At 69.6% G+C, this 15,515-nt stretch carries 12 protein-coding genes; 4 read left to right on the forward strand and 8 right to left on the reverse strand.

Annotated elements, in window-relative coordinates; translation table 11 throughout:
* Positions 1 to 130: 130 nt before the first annotated feature.
* From LZ199_RS04105 to tesB, 4 genes are all read right to left on the reverse strand, one after another.
* The gene (locus LZ199_RS04105; RefSeq protein ID WP_253992318.1) at positions 131 to 2,023 is read right to left on the reverse strand and encodes a methyl-accepting chemotaxis protein; all 1,893 of its coding nucleotides are present in this window, start codon (positions 2,021 to 2,023) and stop codon (positions 131 to 133) included.
* 20 nt (positions 2,024 to 2,043) lie between these two features.
* Positions 2,044 to 2,583 carry a PDC sensor domain-containing protein gene (locus LZ199_RS04110; protein WP_253992319.1) on the reverse strand — a complete coding sequence of 180 codons (540 nt, stop codon included), beginning with the start codon at positions 2,581 to 2,583 and terminating at the stop codon, positions 2,044 to 2,046.
* A 304-nt stretch (positions 2,584 to 2,887) separates the two neighbouring features.
* Entirely contained in the window at positions 2,888 to 3,586 is a 699-nt protein-coding gene (locus tag LZ199_RS04115) for a glutamine amidotransferase-related protein (RefSeq protein WP_253992320.1), read from the reverse strand.
* Between the two features lie 84 nt (positions 3,587 to 3,670).
* On the reverse strand, positions 3,671 to 4,543 hold the full coding sequence (gene tesB, locus LZ199_RS04120) for an acyl-CoA thioesterase II (protein ID WP_253992321.1): 873 nt from the start codon (positions 4,541 to 4,543) through the stop codon (positions 3,671 to 3,673).
* Between the two features lie 146 nt (positions 4,544 to 4,689).
* Here tesB and LZ199_RS04125 point away from each other — a divergent pair, with 146 nt between their 5' ends.
* The 3 genes from LZ199_RS04125 (at position 4,690) to LZ199_RS04135 (ending at position 8,494) form a co-directional block, all read left to right on the forward strand.
* Complete coding sequence (locus LZ199_RS04125) at positions 4,690 to 6,315, forward strand: M20/M25/M40 family metallo-hydrolase (protein WP_253992322.1); 1,626 nt, start codon at positions 4,690 to 4,692, stop codon at positions 6,313 to 6,315.
* 212 nt (positions 6,316 to 6,527) lie between these two features.
* A complete protein-coding gene (locus LZ199_RS04130) occupies positions 6,528 to 7,430 on the forward strand; it encodes a bile acid:sodium symporter family protein (protein WP_253992323.1) in 903 nt (300 codons plus the stop codon).
* A 59-nt stretch (positions 7,431 to 7,489) separates the two neighbouring features.
* Positions 7,490 to 8,494 (forward strand): hypothetical protein, encoded by a 1,005-nt coding sequence (locus LZ199_RS04135; RefSeq protein ID WP_253992324.1) that lies wholly within the window; start codon positions 7,490 to 7,492, stop codon positions 8,492 to 8,494.
* A 58-nt stretch (positions 8,495 to 8,552) separates the two neighbouring features.
* Here LZ199_RS04135 and LZ199_RS04140 read toward each other — a convergent pair whose 3' ends face one another.
* The 3 genes from LZ199_RS04140 to LZ199_RS04150 form a co-directional block, all read right to left on the reverse strand.
* Entirely contained in the window at positions 8,553 to 9,035 is a 483-nt protein-coding gene (locus LZ199_RS04140; RefSeq protein WP_253992325.1) for an FKBP-type peptidyl-prolyl cis-trans isomerase, read from the reverse strand.
* A 108-nt stretch (positions 9,036 to 9,143) separates the two neighbouring features.
* Positions 9,144 to 10,769: a ribonuclease H-like domain-containing protein gene (locus LZ199_RS04145; protein WP_253992326.1), complete on the reverse strand. Its 1,626-nt coding sequence runs from the start codon at positions 10,767 to 10,769 to the stop codon at positions 9,144 to 9,146.
* A gap of 15 nt (positions 10,770 to 10,784) precedes the next feature.
* Entirely contained in the window at positions 10,785 to 13,202 is a 2,418-nt protein-coding gene (locus LZ199_RS04150; protein ID WP_253992327.1) for a DEAD/DEAH box helicase, read from the reverse strand.
* Positions 13,203 to 13,291: 89 nt separating this feature from the next.
* Between LZ199_RS04150 and LZ199_RS04155 the strand changes: the two genes are divergently transcribed.
* A complete protein-coding gene (locus LZ199_RS04155; protein WP_253992328.1) occupies positions 13,292 to 14,539 on the forward strand; it encodes an ArsB/NhaD family transporter in 1,248 nt (415 codons plus the stop codon).
* Positions 14,540 to 14,569: 30 nt separating this feature from the next.
* On the opposite strand, the gene LZ199_RS04160 is transcribed toward LZ199_RS04155, so the two are convergent.
* The gene (locus LZ199_RS04160) at positions 14,570 to 15,403 is read right to left on the reverse strand and encodes a hypothetical protein (RefSeq protein ID WP_253992329.1); all 834 of its coding nucleotides are present in this window, start codon (positions 15,401 to 15,403) and stop codon (positions 14,570 to 14,572) included.
* Positions 15,404 to 15,515 lie beyond the last annotated feature (112 nt).

Genomic DNA, 15,515 nt, shown 5'->3' on the forward strand with positions numbered 1-15,515 from the left:
GATGAAGGACCAACGGAACGGGGACTCCAGGGAACCGGAATGGCTCCAGGAATCCCCGGGTTGCGCATAATCCTGATTTACTCTGAGTGCGCTCCCGCAAAGCACACCAGTGTTACACCGCTGACATTGACTAGACGCGGTACGTGGCGGCCACCGTCTCCATGCGGGCCGCGACCTCGCGCAGCGACGCGGTAATCCGCTGGGAGCTCTGCAATCCCTGCATGGACTCTTCCATCATCCGGGACAAGTCGGTCACGGCGGTGAAGATTTGCGCGACGCCGGCATTCTGCTGCGTCACGGCGGCGGCGATCTGCTGAGCGGCGGAGGCGTTGTCCTGGATGATGCCGGTGAGCTCGCGGAGGCTGTCGCCGCTGGCGCGCACCTGCGTCAGTCCGGTTTCAGCGCTGCCCTGGCTCTGCTCGGCCTGCCGGACGGCGTCCTGGATGGACTGGCGGATGTCGTCGAGGATTTCGCGGACGCGGCCGGTGGAGGTGATGGACTGGTCCGCGAGGCTGCGAATCTCGCGCGCCACCACGCCGAAGCCCTTGCCGTGCTCACCGGAGCGGACCGCTTCGATGGCCGCGTTGAGGGCGAGCATGTTGGATTGGTCCGCCAGGTCCTTCACCGTCTGGGTGATGCCGCCAATCTGCTGGGTGCGCTCGTTGAGGGCGGAGATGGTGCTGGCCACGCGGCCCACCTGCTCGCGCAGCTGGTCGAAGCCCTCCAGGCTCGCGGCGACGGTGGCCTCGCCGGCCGCCCCCACCTCGCGAGCGCGCGCCGTGACACCGAGCACGGCCTGGGAGCGCTCGGCGGCCATCAGCGACGTCTGCTTTATCTCCTGCGCCGTCACCTGCGTCTCCTGCAGGGCGGCGGCCTGCTTCGTCAGCGTGCGCTCCTGCTGCGCGGCGGCGGCGGTCAGCTCCGCCACCGTCTGTCCCAGAACCCTGGTGCCCTGCTGGAGGCCGCGCGTGGACTCGCGCAGGTGGTCCATCATCTGGGAGAAGGCGGAGGCGAGCTGCCCCACCTCGTCGCGGCGGGTGGACACCTCCACCTGCTGGGTGAGGTCGCCCTCGCGCACCACGCGGCTCACCAGCGCGCTCAGCCGGGCGATGGGCCCCGTGGCCCCGCGCGCCAGCAGCCAGCCGCCCACGCCCGCGACGAGCAGCGAGAGCACCGTCAGGACGATCGCCACCCGGGCCGCCTTCACCAGCGGCGCATAGGCGTCCTCCGGGTCCACGGTGGCCACGAAGCGCCAGCCATCGCCCACGTCGCGCGCCGTGCGCTCGTTGATGGCCTCCACGCTGACGACGTCGTCGGGCCGCGCGAGGTCGCGCTCGTGCGTGTCGAAGAGCGAGGCCCCTTCGGAGTCCAGCACCTCCAGCGCGAAGCTCTGCTGACCGCGAGCGCGGGCTCGCTCCAGCGCGGGGGCCACCACGCCCCCCACCTGGCTCCACTCGTAGGCGGCCAGGAGCACGCCGATGCGAGCACCGCTGATGGGGCTCAGCACGGGCACCGCGAACGGCAGCACCGCGCGCTCGAAGAATGGATCCACCTGGGTGAAGCCCGCGGTGTCCATCCGTCCATTCAGCGCGGCGCGGAACCACGGCGTGGCGCGGACCTCGGCCTCGTGGCCCTCGTAGGCCTTGCGCAGCCGCTCCTCGCTGGCGGACACCGCGCGGCCCTCCTCGGTGAAGAGCACCAGCCCGGCGAAGGACGGGTGCCGCTTCTCCAGGGCGACGAGCACCGCGTCGCTCTTGTCGAAGGTGTCGAAGAGCAGCGCGCCCCGGAGGATGGCGTCCTCGGACCAGCTCCGGGCGTTCGCCTCGCGCTCGGCCAGCGTGGATTCGACCAGGTCTCTCAGGCCCTGCGCCTCCACGCGCAGCGTCGCGTGGATCTGCGCCTGGAGGTTGTCGGAGATGAAGATGCGGCCCAGGACGTTGAGCGGCAGCAGCGCGCAGAGGGTGAGCAGGCAGACCGCCAGCGTCAGTCGGGTGCGGAGGGAGAGAGCGTCGAGCAAGCGCATGGTCGGTCCGCGAGGAGGCTTCAGAGGTCGAGCAGGGAGAGGCCGACGGTGACGGCGCCGATGACCTGGCCGCCGTCGCGGACAGGCAGGGAGACCTGGATGACGTAGGCCTGGGAGGACTCGTCGAAGAAGGGGTGCTCGGTCAGCACCCGCCCCTGCTTGAACGGGACCTGGAACTTCTCTTCGTCCCCCTGCCAGTAGTCGCTCGTCCGCCGCGTGGCGCCCACCAGCGCGCCCTGGCGATCCATCACGAACGCCTCCGCCACCTTGCGCACCCCGACGACCTCACGGTGGCGCGCCAGAACCCGCGAGCAGGCCGCGTCCAGCACGCGCTGCTTGAAGGGAGTCATCGCCGGAGTGGACAGCCACCCGTCGTCGTCCGCGCGAATGGAGGCCAGCGAGGCTCCGCGCGCGTTCTGCTCGCGCACCGCCCGCACCACCTCCGGGTCCACGGCCATCCTCTGGAGCGCGGGCATCAGGCGCTCCACCTTCTCGAGCTGAGCGACGCCATCCGGGGGCATGCCCGCGAGCACCGTCAGCACCATGCCGAAACACCACATCCCCACCTCAACGCGTCCGCGCGCTGTATCGGCGAGACAGAACTTCCCCCTCTTCGCCGGCGGATGCTCCGACGATACATGACTGAGACATCTCACGTGAGACAGGAGGGCAAAGGGGCCCTTCCCCTCCCGGCTCAAACCCGCCCGCTCGGAGCCAAACGGACCCAGGGTCAAAACAAGCCTGACCGCCACGAATCCTCGGGGGCGCCCGTGAGCTCGCCCCTGCTTGCTTCACCTTCGCGGATTCCGGCCCAGGCTTCGTGCCACGGATGTTTCAAAGCCACGACGAGCCGCGCTGGGGCTGTCAGCGCACCTGCTCCGCGAAGTGCTCGGCGAGCCGCTGGAGTAGCTCGGTATTCTCTTTTTCGGCGGATTCCAATTTCGGGAGCTGGGTCTTCAGCTCCACGGGGTCCTTGCCGCGCTGACGGAGGTCCTCCGCACCCAGCTCCAGCCAGCGCCCCATCTCCTTGGCGGTGAGTTCCAGGTGGAACTGGAAGCCAAAGGACGCGCCCAGGCGGAACGCCTGCTGGACGTAGCGGTCGGTGGAGGCCAGCAGCGTGGCGCCGGGCACGGCCTTGTGCGTGTCTCCGTGCCAGTGGGCGACGACGGTGCGCGGACGCACGCCAGCGATGACGGAGTCCTTCAGCCCGTCCGCGGTCCACCGCACCGGGCCCACGCCCACCTCGAAGCCGTTCTTGCCGGCGAAGACCTCCGCGCCCGCGGCGTCCGCGAGGAGCTGCGCGCCCAGGCAGATGCCCAGACACGGGCGCTCGTTGGCCAGGCGCTCGCGGAGGATGGCCAGCTCCTCTCGCAGGAACGGGTGCTGGTCCGCCTCGTAGACGCCCATCGGGCCGCCCATCACCACCAACAGTTCGGCGTCCACGTCCTCACGCCGCACGGTGGTGCGGAAGCGGTTGACGAGGGTGAAGCCCGCCTTGGCGAGCGCGGGCCCCAGGAGTCCAACGCCTTCGTGCTCCTCGTGCTGGTACACCACCGCGCGCATCGTGAAGACCTCCGTGTCCGCCGTCGCGCGGGGAGCCTACCCGGATTCCCTCGGGCACGGGCGCGTGCGCCGATATACCGCGCGCTATCGCTTGTCGCCCTTGACGATGCGCAACAGTCCCTCTTGCGCCACGGAGGCGACGAGGCGGCCATCGCGCGTGTAGACGGACCCGCGCGCCAGGCCCCGGGCGTTGCCCGCCCACGGGCTGTCCATGACGTAGAGCAGCCAGTCATTCACCTTCAAGTCGCCATGGAACCAGAGGGCGTGGTCCAGGCTCGCGCCAACGACTTGCGGCTGGAAGAAGCTGGCCGCGTGCGGCAGCAGCACGGTGCTGATGAGGTTGAAGTCGGACGCGTACGCCAGCACGTACTTGTGCACCTGCGGGTCATCCGGCAGCTCGCCGTCGGCGCGAATCCACACCGCCTTGCGCGGCTCGGTGGCCACCGGATTGAACGGGTCCGTGTAGGCCACCGGTCGCATCTCGATGGGCTTGTCGCAGAGGATCTTCTCTCTCAGCCGCGCGGGGATTCGGTCCGCCTGGCGCGAGAGCAGCTCCAGGTCCGTGGGCAGGCTCTCCGGAGGCGGCACGTCCGGCATGGGCGACTGGTGCGCGTAGCCGACCTCGTCCCCGTGGAAGGACGCCATCATCGTGAAGATGGGCTGACCCTTCTGGATGGCGACGATGCGCCGCGTGCTGAAGCTGCCGCCGTCGCGCACGCGGTCCACGGTGTAGACGACGGGCAGACTCGCGTCGCCGGGCCGCAGGAAGTAACCGTGCAGCGAGTGGACATGCCGCGCCGGCTCCGCCGTCTGGCTGGCGGCCGACAGCGCCTGCCCGAGCACCTGCCCGCCGAAGAGCTGGCGGAAGCCCAGGTCCTGGCTCCTTCCTCGGAACAGATTCTCCTCGATGGCCTCCAGCTTGAGGAGCTCCAGCAGCTCGGTCAGGACTCGACTCATGCGCCCCTCCTAGCCGACGCCAGCCTCGCCTGTCTCGCCCTCCGTGAGGCTGGCGTGCGACATGGGACGGCTCCCGGCGGGCACGGCTGGAATGGCCCGCTCCGCCGGTCGTTAGGGAGACAGGCCCCTTGCCCACGAGCGCGACCTTGCACCGTTCCGTGTTGCTGACCTCGCTGTTGCTGCTGCCCGCCCTGGCCCCCGCCGCCGAGCCCTCCCCCGAGGTGAAGCGCTGGTGGGGCCACGTCCAGGTCCTCGCCGACGACGGCCTGCGCGGCCGAGACACCGGCAGCGAGGGCCACCGCAAGGCCGCCGCGTACGTGGCCCGGCAGTTCGCCTCCCTTGGCATCAAGCCCGGCGCGGGCGACAGCTATCTCCAGGACGTGGAGCTGGTGTCGCGACGACTGGTGGACGCGCGCTCCAAGCTGACCCTGGTGCGCGAGGGCCAGCGCACGCCGCTCGTCATCGGCAAGGAGGCCTTCATCTCCGCGCGCATGGGCGACACACGCCAAGTGGACGCCCCCATGGTGTTCGTGGGCCATGGCCTGTCCATCCCCGAGGTCGGCCATGATGAGCTCGCGGGCTTGGACCTGAAGGGGAAGATCGCCGTGTTCCTCTACGGCGGCCCGGAGACCATCCCAGGCCCCCTGCGCGCCCACCACAGCTCCCAGGCCGAGCGCGTCAAGGCGCTGAAGAAGGCGGGCGCCATCGGCACCGTCGTGCTCATGAATCCCAAGCACGAGGAGACACCCTGGGCGCGCACCGCCCTGTCGCGGCTCCAGCCCGCGATGACCTTCGCCGACCCGGCCCTGGACGAGTCCTCCGGGCTCCAGGTCAGCGTCACCTTCAATCCGGCTCACGCGGAGGTGCTGTTCGCCGGCACCCCGCACACCTTCAAGGAGCTGCTCGCGCTCGCGGATGCGAACCAGCCGCTGCCGCGCTTCGAGCTGCCCTCGCGCCTCCAGTCCAACGCCGAGCGCGTCTCGGCCCCCGTGAAGTCAATGAACGTCGTGGGCCTGCTCCCCGGCAGTGACGCGGTGCTGGCGCGCGAGTACGTCGTCCTCACCGCGCACCTGGACCACGTCGGCGTGGGAGCCCCCATCCAGGGCGACGCCATCTACAACGGCGCCATGGACAACGCGACGGGCGTGGCCGCGGTGCTGGAGGTCGCCCGCGCGCTCCAGGCCCAGAAGCCCCAGCGCTCCATCCTCTTCGTCCTGGTGACGGGCGAGGAGAAGGGCCTGCTCGGCTCGCGATACTTCGCCGCGCACCCCACCGTGCCCGCCGAAGCCATCGTCGCCAACTTCAACCTGGACATGTTCCTGCCGCTGTTCCCCTTGAAGCACCTGGTCGCCTACGGACAGGACGAGTCCACCCTGGCCGCGCCCCTCCAGGAGGTCGCCACGGCGCAAGGCGTGGAGCTCCTGAAGGACCCCGAGCCCAACCGCATGCTCTTCATCCGCAGCGACCAGTACGCCTTCATCCTCAAGGGCGTGCCCGCCCTGTCCTTCAAGTTCGGCTACGCGCCGGGCTCCCCCGAGGAGCGCGCCTTCAAGGGGTGGTACACGCGGCACTACCACGCCCCGTCGGATGACCTCCGCCAGCCCATCGACAAGGACGCCGCCGTCCGGTTCGTGAAGCTGCTCACGGAGCTGACGCGCACCGTGGCCAACGCCCCCGAAAGGCCGCGATGGAACGACACCAGCTTCTTCCGCCGCTTCGCCCGCGCCACCACCCCGGAAGGCAAACAGGACACCCCCCTGAGCAATCCGTGACACCACCCCGCACGGCCGGGTAACACGCGTACAGGTGTAGCTTTCCATCGATGTGACAAATGAATGACGCCGGGCGTCATGACCCGCCAGGACCCTGTCGCAAATCGCGAGGGGGTGGCTTGAAGCGAGACACCCAAGTGCGCCACGCTTGTTTGCATTGAGACACCAGCGCGGCGCGGGCGACGGAACGCCCGAAACTTGGCGGGGGGCGAATGCAGTCAAACGTATTCACCGCGGTACTGATTCCACTGTCGTTGGCCGTCATCATGCTCGGCCTGGGACTGACGCTGACGCTCGCGGACTTCAAGCGCGTCATCGTCTACCCGCGAGCGGTGATTGTCGGGCTCGTGTGCCAGATGCTGGTGCTTCCCGCCGGCTGTGCGCTCATCGCCCATGCCTTCGGACTGGGACCGGAACTCGCGGTGGGGCTGATGTTGCTGGCGGCCTCTCCCGGAGGCGCCACGGCGAACCTGTTCAGCCATCTGGCGCGCGGTGACGTCGCGCTCAACATCACGCTGACGGCGGTCAACAGCGCGCTGACGCTCATCACGCTGCCGCTCATCGTCAACCTGTCCCTGCTGCACTTCATGGGGGAGGACCGCGCGGTCCCCATGCAGTTCTCCAAGGTGCTCCAGGTCTTCATCATCGTGCTGGGCCCGGTGAGCATCGGGATGCTCATCCGCTCCCGCAAGCCGGGCATCGCCCAGGCGATGGACAAGCCCATCCGGCTGATGTCCGTCGGGTTCCTCATCTTCGTCATCGCCGCCGCCGTCTACCAGGAGCGGGAGAACATCGGCCTGTACTTCAAGCAGGTGGGGCTGGCGGCGCTGAGCTTCAACCTGCTGAGCATGGCCATCGGCTTCGTCACGCCCCTGGTGTTCCGCCTGCCGCGACGTCAGGCGGTGGCCATCGGCATGGAGATCGGCATCCACAACGGCATCCTCGCGATGACCATCGCCATGAGCCCGCTGCTGCTCAACAACGCGACCATGGCCATCCCTCCCGCCATCTACAGCATCGTCATGTACTTCACGGCGGCGATCTTCGGCTACGCGGTGACGCGCCGCCATTCAGACGAACAGACGAGCCCCGCAGCTTCTCCCAGTCGTCCCTGAAGCCCTGAGCCGCGGTCTGCCTCGCCGCGGTCCCCCCTCACACCCGAGGAAGTGTCGAGATGATGCTCAAGCGTCTATCGCTGTCCATTTGCACGCTCTGCCTGAGCCTGGGTCTGGTGTCTCCCGCGGCCGCGCAGCAGCCCACCACCGCCGCCCAGCCGTCGGATGTCCCCACGGCTGGGACGCCTCAGCCACCGGAGGTCACGCCGGCCAACGAGCCGTCGCCGATTCCCCCACCCCGCCCCATCCCGAACGTCCGGCTGTACCTGACGAGCTTCAACCTCTTCCGGGTCAATCCGATTGGCCTGGAGACGCAGAACCGCCTGGTCATCCAGAAGCGCCTGCTCGACAGCGAGTCGGTGCTGTTCCGCGACACGTTCGTCAACGCCGCGGCCCTCATCAAGGCCAACCCCGCCTCGCTCAAGGTGGGCCCCCAGTTCGAAATCCAGCCCATCGCCCTGTTCAACGTGCGCGCCAGCTACGAGTACACGCGCTTCCTGGGCACCATGGGGTTCCTCCAGTCGTATCCGAACCCGCTGCAGGACTTCTCGGATGACGCGCTGGATTTGGGCGAGGACAACGCCTACAGCACCAGCGGCCACCACTTCCTGATTGAGCCGACGCTCCAGGCGAAGGTGGGCCCCATCGCGGTGCGCGCCAAGTTCAGCGTGGAGTACTGGAACCTGAAGCTGCGCGACGGCGAGACGACCTTCTACGACCCGATGCTGGACTCGATTCTCGCGGGCAAGGGCTGGGTCTTCACCAACGACTCGGACGTCGTCTACCTGTCCGGCCGGTGGATGCTGGGCGCGCGCTTCAGCGCCGTGTGGCCCCGCTACAACGAGGACCAGGGCGTCTCCGGAAACTCCACGGTCGACAACAGCCACATGCGCGTGGGCCCGGTCGCCTCGTATGCGTTCAACACGGACGAGGGGACGATGTTCAACCGTCCCACGCTGCTCGGCATGGTGGCCTGGTACCTGAAGCACCCGAGCCGTCAGGAGCCCATGCCGTACATGCTCGTCGGCTTCTCCTTCAACTCCGACCTGATGGGCGGCCGCTAGCCCCAGACGCGGATGGGAAGGGAGGGCTTTCTGGGCCCTCCCTCCCACACCGGGCACTTCAGTGCGCGTCGTCCGGACCGTGCGCGTGGCCGTGCTCGAGCTCGTCCGCCGTCGCGGCGCGGACATCCCGGACGGTGACGTCGAAGTGCAGCGTCTTGCCGGCGAGCGGGTGGTTGTAGTCCACCACCACGAGGTCGCCCTTGATCTGCTTGATGAGGAAGTCCACCTCGTCCCCGTCGGGGTCCGTGGCGGTGAGGATGCCGCCCTCGGTCAGCTCCAGACCCTCGGGGAACTCGCTCTTGGGAACCTCCTCGACGCCTTCCGGGTCATGCGGCCCGTAGCCGTCCTCGGGGGGGATGACCACCGACAGGGTGTCCCCCTTGGCCTTGCCCTCCAGGGCCTTCTCCAGACCGGGGACGACCTCCTCGTGGCCCTGCAGATAGACGAGCGGATCTCCAGGCTCGCTCTCGTCCACCATCTCGCCATCGCCAAGGTGGAGCCGGAAGTCGATGGAGACGACACTGTCCTTCGTGATTTTCATGGCGCCTCTCTTAGCGCAGGCCGGGGTCCAACGCTCCCATCATGTGCTCGGTCGACCTGCGGGTGGGCATGGGAGCGAGCCGGCCCGCCCGAAACCGGACGCAAGGGCTTAAATGCCGGGGCGCGGGGGCCGGGCGCCTGGCTCCAACGCGCGGCCTCGCGTGCTCCGGTCGATGCGGCCCTCCAGACGAACGATGCGGCGCCGGTGGTCATCCGGCAACTCCGCCGCCGCCGACAGGCGCGCGTGGCGCAGCGCGCTCGCGAGGTCCTTGAGGGAGTGCTCGTAGAGCTTGGTCAGCTCCAGGTGGAGCGTCGCCGCCTGGAAGCCCCGGGCTGAGTCCAGCGCCTGGAGCAGGTGCTCGACGGCGACCTGGGGCTCGCCGGCCATCCGGGCCAGCCGTGACGCCAGGGCATGGGCCTCCACGCCCACCGTGCCCGCGCCGCGAGTCGCCGCCCGGGCGAAGGCCCGCGCCCGGGCGAGGTCCCCGGCCCGGAGCGCGACTCCGGCGAAGCCCAGCAAGTCCCTCGGGTCTTCACCGGAGGGCACCGCGGTGCCATCCCCTGCCCTGAACTTGCGGACCAGTTCGCCCAGGAGCGCGGCCAGCAGGAGCAGGTCATTGGCGTTGTGCTCCAGCACCGGCGTCAGCGTGGAGCCGTCCCCGCCGCGCAGGTAGCGGAAGTACAGCTCCGGAATCAGCGAGCCGTCCACGTCGTCGACGCGGCGGTGGCCCAGCACCTGTTCTTCCACGTGCACCAGCCGCGTGCCCGCGCCCCGGTGCTTGAAGACGCGGCGCGCGCAGTGCAGCAGGTCCAGGTGGGGCAGCTCCGGCGGTGTCGCGACGCGGTTGAGCACGAAGCGCGTGCGCAGCAGCGGCCAGTCGAAGCTCTTGCCGTTGAACGTCACCAGGCATGAGGACGTGGCCATGCGCGCGGCGAGCACCCGCAGCATGGGGGCCTCCTCGCCCAGCTTGCGCAGGAAGAGCTGATGGACGCGCAGCGAGCGGCCCTCGAACCACGCGAGCCCCACGAGGAAGGGCACGGTGCCGGTGCCGCCCGCGAGCCCTGTCGTCTCCGTGTCCAGGAAGAGCATCCGCTGGAAGTCCACGCCCGCCAGCTCCTCGTGCAGCGCGAGGCGGGCGACCAGTTCGCCTTCGACGTCCAGCGCCCCCGCCACGGGCGCGGAGCCGTGCCGATGCTCGGGGGACAGCAGCGTCTCCGATACGTGGACCGTCCCGTACGGCGTCTCCTGCGGCACCACGGGGAGCGGACCCGGGCGAGGCTTCGCGGGAGCCGCCCCCCGGCGCGCGGCCGTCTGGCCCTGGCGCTCGGACCAGTCCGCGAGCATCCGCCGGAGGGACTCGATGCGAGGGTCCTTCGGAGGCGCGGGCTCGGAGCCAGGCGGGGCACCCGGCGTCTGGGACAGCGATGACGCCGTGCCCGACGAAGCCCTCAGCGCCTGGGACGGCGATGGCGTGGCGCGATTTGAACCATCCAGTGCCTGCTGGAACAGCGGAGGAAGCCTCCGCGCTTCGAGCGCCTCGGTGGCAGCGAACTCCTCGCGCGACACATCCGCCGGATGGGCGTCGACGGATGACGTGGACGGGGCATCGGCTCGCGGAGGGGATTCGGCGCGCGGCTCCGAAGTGGGCTCGGGGAGCGTGGCCACGCGATTCGTCGCGGGCTTGCCTCCCGGGCCCACGCCTGTCAGTCGCGCCAGCTTTCGCTTGAGGTCCACGCGCCGAGCCTCCGTCTACTGCGCGCCCGCGATGCCGAGCACCGACAGGAGCTCCAGCCCCAGCCGCTTGCGCGGATGCGGGTCCACCGGAGCCTGTCCCGGCATGACGCCCGACGCGGGGCCGATGCAGGCGGGGCAGCCCTCCTCGCAGGCGCACGACTCCAGCAGCCGCCGCGCGCGCACGAGCAGCTCGTCCCGCTGGTCGAAGAGGCGCGCGGCCAGCCCCACGCCGCCGGGCACGTTGTCGTAGAGGAAGATGGTCGGGTCGAACCCCACGCCACCATCCTTGCGCGGTGGCCCGTCCGCGTCGTCGCGGCTGCCGAGCGTCTTGCCCACGTCCCTCGGGTCGATCATCAACCCCACGCAAGCCACCGTCCGCAGCGCTGTGGCCACGCCACGAAGCGCGTCGATGACAGCCGGGCGCGGTGCATTCATCGAGCGCACCACCGACTCCGGCACCGTCAGCCAGAGGGACGTGGTGTGCATCTGCATCTCCGGGAGCGCCACGTCGCCGTAACCGACGTTCTCGTGCGTGTGGTACTTGATCTTCTTGTAGCCCACCACCTTCTCGATGACGCTCACCTCGCCCATGCCGGCATGAAGCTCCGGCCCCATGGGCGCGCTCTGGTCCTCTTGAATGACATTCACGCGCACGTAGGTCATCGCGTCCGTGAAGTAGTCCGGCGCCACCTTGCGGACGAAGGCCTTGTGGTTCTCGTAGTCGAACTTCTCGACCTGATACTGCTCGCCCTCGTGCTGATAGATGGCCTGCTCGTGCAGCATCGTGTGCGCCGAGCGGAAGTCCATCTCCGCCAGCGTCCGGTCCGTGCCGCGCTCGATGATGACGACGTTGTCCCAACCCACGCTGCGCAGGGACACGTGGTTGGCCGGGTACGCATCAGAGGACCAGTGGAACACGCGCCGGCCCCCCTCCCCCGCCGTGGGATGCACGACTTCATGCTGGGCGAGGAAGCCCAGCGCCTCCGCCGTCGACTCCGGCGGCACGTCGCCAAAGGGCTCGCCCTCCTCGAACGGCAGCTCGAAGGAGGCGCACTTGAGGTGCTGGACGAGGATCTCCACGTTGTCCGGGTCGATGCGCGCGTGCTCCACCGGCGCGCCGATGAGGAAGCGCGGGTCCGCCGCGAGGTACTGGTCCAACGGGGCGCTCGACGTCACGAGCAGCGCCAGGCTGCCCGCGCCTCGACGACCCGCGCGACCGAAGCGCTGCATCAGCGCCGCCACCGAGCCCGGATAGCCCGCGCAGACCACCGCGTCCAGCGAGCCGATGTCGATGCCCAGCTCCAGCGCGTTGGTGGCGACGACACAGCGCACCTCGCCCGCGCGAAGCGCCGCCTCCGTGGCCCGCCGCGTGCCCGGCAGATAGCCGCCCCGGTAGCCCTGGATGAGCGCCGGGTCCAACTTCTCCTCGACGAACCTGTCGCGCAGGTACTTGAGCATCACCTCGATGTTGTTGCGCGACTGGCCGAACAGCAGCGTGGACACGCCCGCGCGCACCAGGTCCGCCGTCAAGCGCACCGACGTCTTCAGGTAGCTGGCGCGGATGCCCAGCTCCGCGTTGACCACGGGCGGGTTGAACACCATCACCCGGCGCTCGCCGGCCGGCGCCCCACTCTCCGAGACGAGCTCCACGTCACACCCGAGCATCCGCCGCGCGTGCGCCTGCGGATTGCCGATGGTGGCCGACGCCGCGATGAACACCGGGTCCGAGCCGTGGAAGCGCGCCACGCGTCGCAGGCGGCGCAGCACGTTGGCCAGATGCGAGCCGAAGACGCCGCGGTACGTGTGCAGCTCGTCGATGACGACGTAGCGCAGATTGGAGAACAGGCGCGCCCAGCTCGCGTGGTGCGGGAGGATGCCCGTGTGCAGCATGTCCGGGTTGGTGAGCAGCACGCCCCCGCGCTCGCGAGCCGCCCGCCGCGCATCCGCCGGAGTGTCTCCGTCGAAGGTGATGGCCCCGTGCGACAGCCCCGCCTCGCGCATGAACGCGCGCAGGGACTCTTCCTGGTCTCTGGACAAGGCCTTGGTGGGAAACAGGTACAGGGCCCGCGCCTGCGGCTCCCGCGCGAAGCGGTCCAACAGCGGCAGGTTGTAGCAAAGGCTCTTGCCGGAAGCCGTTGGTGTAGCAATGACCAGGTTCTTCCCGGAGCGGGCCAGGCGGAAGGCCTCGGCCTGGTGGGAGAAGAGCTGCTCGACGCCGCGCTGGCGGAGGGCCTCGCGGACCTGGGGAGCCACCTCGTCCGGAATGGGAGCGAAGGAGCCCACGCGGGCGGGAGTGGCTTCGTCGAGTGAGAAGCACGGCCCCAGCCCCTTGTCCGCCTTCCACTGCTGCAGCACGGAGTCCAGGCCCCGGGGGGCGTTCCAGGGGGTGCGGCGGGGGCCACCGAAGGCCGCTTCTTCCTTCTCGAACTTCATGGGTCGGGCACTGTACAGGCGTGTACCCGGCCGGACAACGCGAACGCGGCCGCGCGCGCGACACGGCGCTCGGCTAGGGTGCGCGCCCCGTGGCCCTCGCCATCTTCCTGTTCACGTACGTCTTCATCGCCGGCGCCCGGCTCCCCTTCGTCAAGTTGGATCGTCCTGGCGGCGCGCTGCTGGGCGCCGTGCTGATGGTGGTGCTCGGCGTCGTCACTCCCGCCGAGGTCTTCAACCACAGCGAGGACCCCGCCCGGCACGCCATCGACGCGGACACCATCGTCCTGTTGCTGGGGATGATGCTGCTGGCGGCGTATCTCTCCCAGGCGGCCTTCTTCCGCACCGCGGGCGCCTGGGCGGTGCGGCGAGCGCGCACGCCCCGCCTGCTGCTGGTGGCGGTGACGTTCATCTCCGGGCTGCTGTCCGCGTTCCTCGTCAACGACACCGTGTGCTTGATGCTCACGCCCCTGGTCCTCGCCACGGTGGAGGACGCGCGCCTGCCGCCCGTGCCGTACCTGCTCGCCGTCTGCATGGGCAGCAACAGCGGCTCGGTGGCCACCTTCACCGGCAACCCGCAGAACATGCTCATCCAGGGCGCGTCGGGAATCTCCTACGCGAGCTTCGCCGCGTACATGGCCCTGCCCGCCCTGCTGTCCACGGCCATTGTCGCGGGCGCGCTCGTGTTCATCTTCCGCAAGGAGCTGACGAACACGCGCTTCGAGCCCCATCCGCCGCCCCCGCCCGTGGACCGGGTGCTGCTCACGCTGACCCTCGTCGTCATGACGGGCGTCGTCGTGGCCTTCTTCGCGGGCCTGCCCATGAGCTGGAGCGCGCTCGCGGGCGCCGCGCTGGTGATGGCGCTGTCCCGACGGGAGCCTCGCGAGGCGCTGGAGCGCGTGGACTGGGTGTTGCTGCTGTTCTTCGCCAGCCTCTTCGTCGTCGTCTACGGCGTGAACAAGCACGGCTGGGCGGAGGACATCCGCCTGCTGTTCGCGCCGCTGATGACGGGGCCCGCATGGCGGGAGACGCTGGGCTTCGCGGGGCTGACGCTGGTGGCGTCCAACATCTTCAGCAACGTGCCCTTCGTGATGCTCGCGCGCTCGTGGGTGCCCGCGCTGCAGAACGTGGAGCTGGGCTGGCACGTGCTGGCGCTGGGCTCCACGCTCGCGGGCAACCTCACGCTGGTGGGCAGCGTCGCCAACCTCATCGTCTTCGAGGCGGCGCGCGGGAAGGTGGACATGAGCTTCCTGCGCTACCTGCGCGTGGGCCTGCCCGTCACCCTCGTCAGCTTCGTGGTGGGGCTCGCGGTGCTCCTCGCGGAGCACGCCCTCTTCTAGCGCGCGGCCCGGAGGTCTCCGACGCTCCTGCTACGTCGGGTCCGGGTCGGGGTCCGGCAGCTCACCCGGGGCCAGGTCCGACTCGGGCGTCTTCGGGGGCTCCACCACCGTCGGCGTGACAGTGTCCGGCGAGGAGCTGATGGGGTGGGCCGGAAGCTTTCCGCCCCCGCGCCTGTCTCTCGGCGTCAGGTCCTTCACGAAGTCGAGCGCCACCTGGTCCAGCATGGTCGTCATGGCCTGACGGAAGAGGTCGGGGTCCTTGCCCACCTTGAACGGGTCCAGGTGCGCGGCGTCAGTCTCCGCCTGGTTGATGTCGAACGGATGCCGCCAGACCTCCGAGCGCCCATCCAGCGTGAACATCCGCCCGTACCCGCGCAGGAAGGCGCCCGCGTGGCCCTTCTTGCTGCGCATGCCGTACTCCTGCACGACGAACTCGACGATGGTGTCCGCGCCCAGCGGCGTCACCAAATCGTAGTCCGGAGCATTCGCCGGGACCTCCTCCACGAGGAAGCTCTCCAGCACGGAGGCCACGCGCGCCGGGTCCACCGTCGCCGTCCACGGCGCCTCGCGGGGGAGCTGCGTCAGCGTATTCACTCGCAGCCGCTCCGAGATTTCGAAGCGCGTCACCGCCTGCTGGAGCTTCACCGTGAGCCGCCGGTCCGCCTCCACGGGTTCGAGTTTCTTGAGCTTGTCCCCGTATGCCTCGTCTTCGCGGAATACGAAGCTACGAGGGCCGGCGCCATCTTCGATGCGGGAGATGAAGGCGGGGCGGCGCACGCGGTCCAGGTCCGCGCCGGCCAGCCGTTGCGACGCACAACCGGCGCAGAGCGCCAGCGTGAGAAACGGGAGGAGGCTTCGCGTCATGCCTGACATTTACCCCATTGCGGGGGGGCTCGCCCCTTCCCCACCGGCTGGCTGGCTCCCGGGGGACCGGTCGACCCGGCCGCTGATATGCTGGGGGGCGTGAGTCCTTCTT

Origin of the sequence: Myxococcus qinghaiensis (assembly GCF_024198215.1) — a bacterium.
GTDB classification, from domain to species: domain Bacteria; phylum Myxococcota; class Myxococcia; order Myxococcales; family Myxococcaceae; genus Myxococcus; species Myxococcus qinghaiensis.

Excerpts from the sequence above, each read along its gene's own strand:
- LZ199_RS04105 (WP_253992318.1), bottom strand. The coding sequence starts at position 2,023 with ATGCGCTTGCTCGACGCTCTCTCCCTCCGCACCCGACTGACGCTGGCG.
- LZ199_RS04110 (WP_253992319.1), bottom strand. The coding sequence starts at position 2,583 with ATGTGGTGTTTCGGCATGGTGCTGACGGTGCTCGCGGGCATGCCCCCG.
- LZ199_RS04115 (WP_253992320.1), bottom strand. The coding sequence starts at position 3,586 with ATGCGCGCGGTGGTGTACCAGCACGAGGAGCACGAAGGCGTTGGACTC.
- tesB (WP_253992321.1), bottom strand. The coding sequence starts at position 4,543 with ATGAGTCGAGTCCTGACCGAGCTGCTGGAGCTCCTCAAGCTGGAGGCC.
- LZ199_RS04130 (WP_253992323.1), top strand. The coding sequence starts at position 6,528 with ATGCAGTCAAACGTATTCACCGCGGTACTGATTCCACTGTCGTTGGCC.
- LZ199_RS04135 (WP_253992324.1), top strand. The coding sequence starts at position 7,490 with ATGATGCTCAAGCGTCTATCGCTGTCCATTTGCACGCTCTGCCTGAGC.
- LZ199_RS04140 (WP_253992325.1), bottom strand. The coding sequence starts at position 9,035 with ATGAAAATCACGAAGGACAGTGTCGTCTCCATCGACTTCCGGCTCCAC.
- LZ199_RS04150 (WP_253992327.1), bottom strand. The coding sequence starts at position 13,202 with ATGAAGTTCGAGAAGGAAGAAGCGGCCTTCGGTGGCCCCCGCCGCACC.
- LZ199_RS04160 (WP_253992329.1), bottom strand. The coding sequence starts at position 15,403 with ATGACGCGAAGCCTCCTCCCGTTTCTCACGCTGGCGCTCTGCGCCGGT.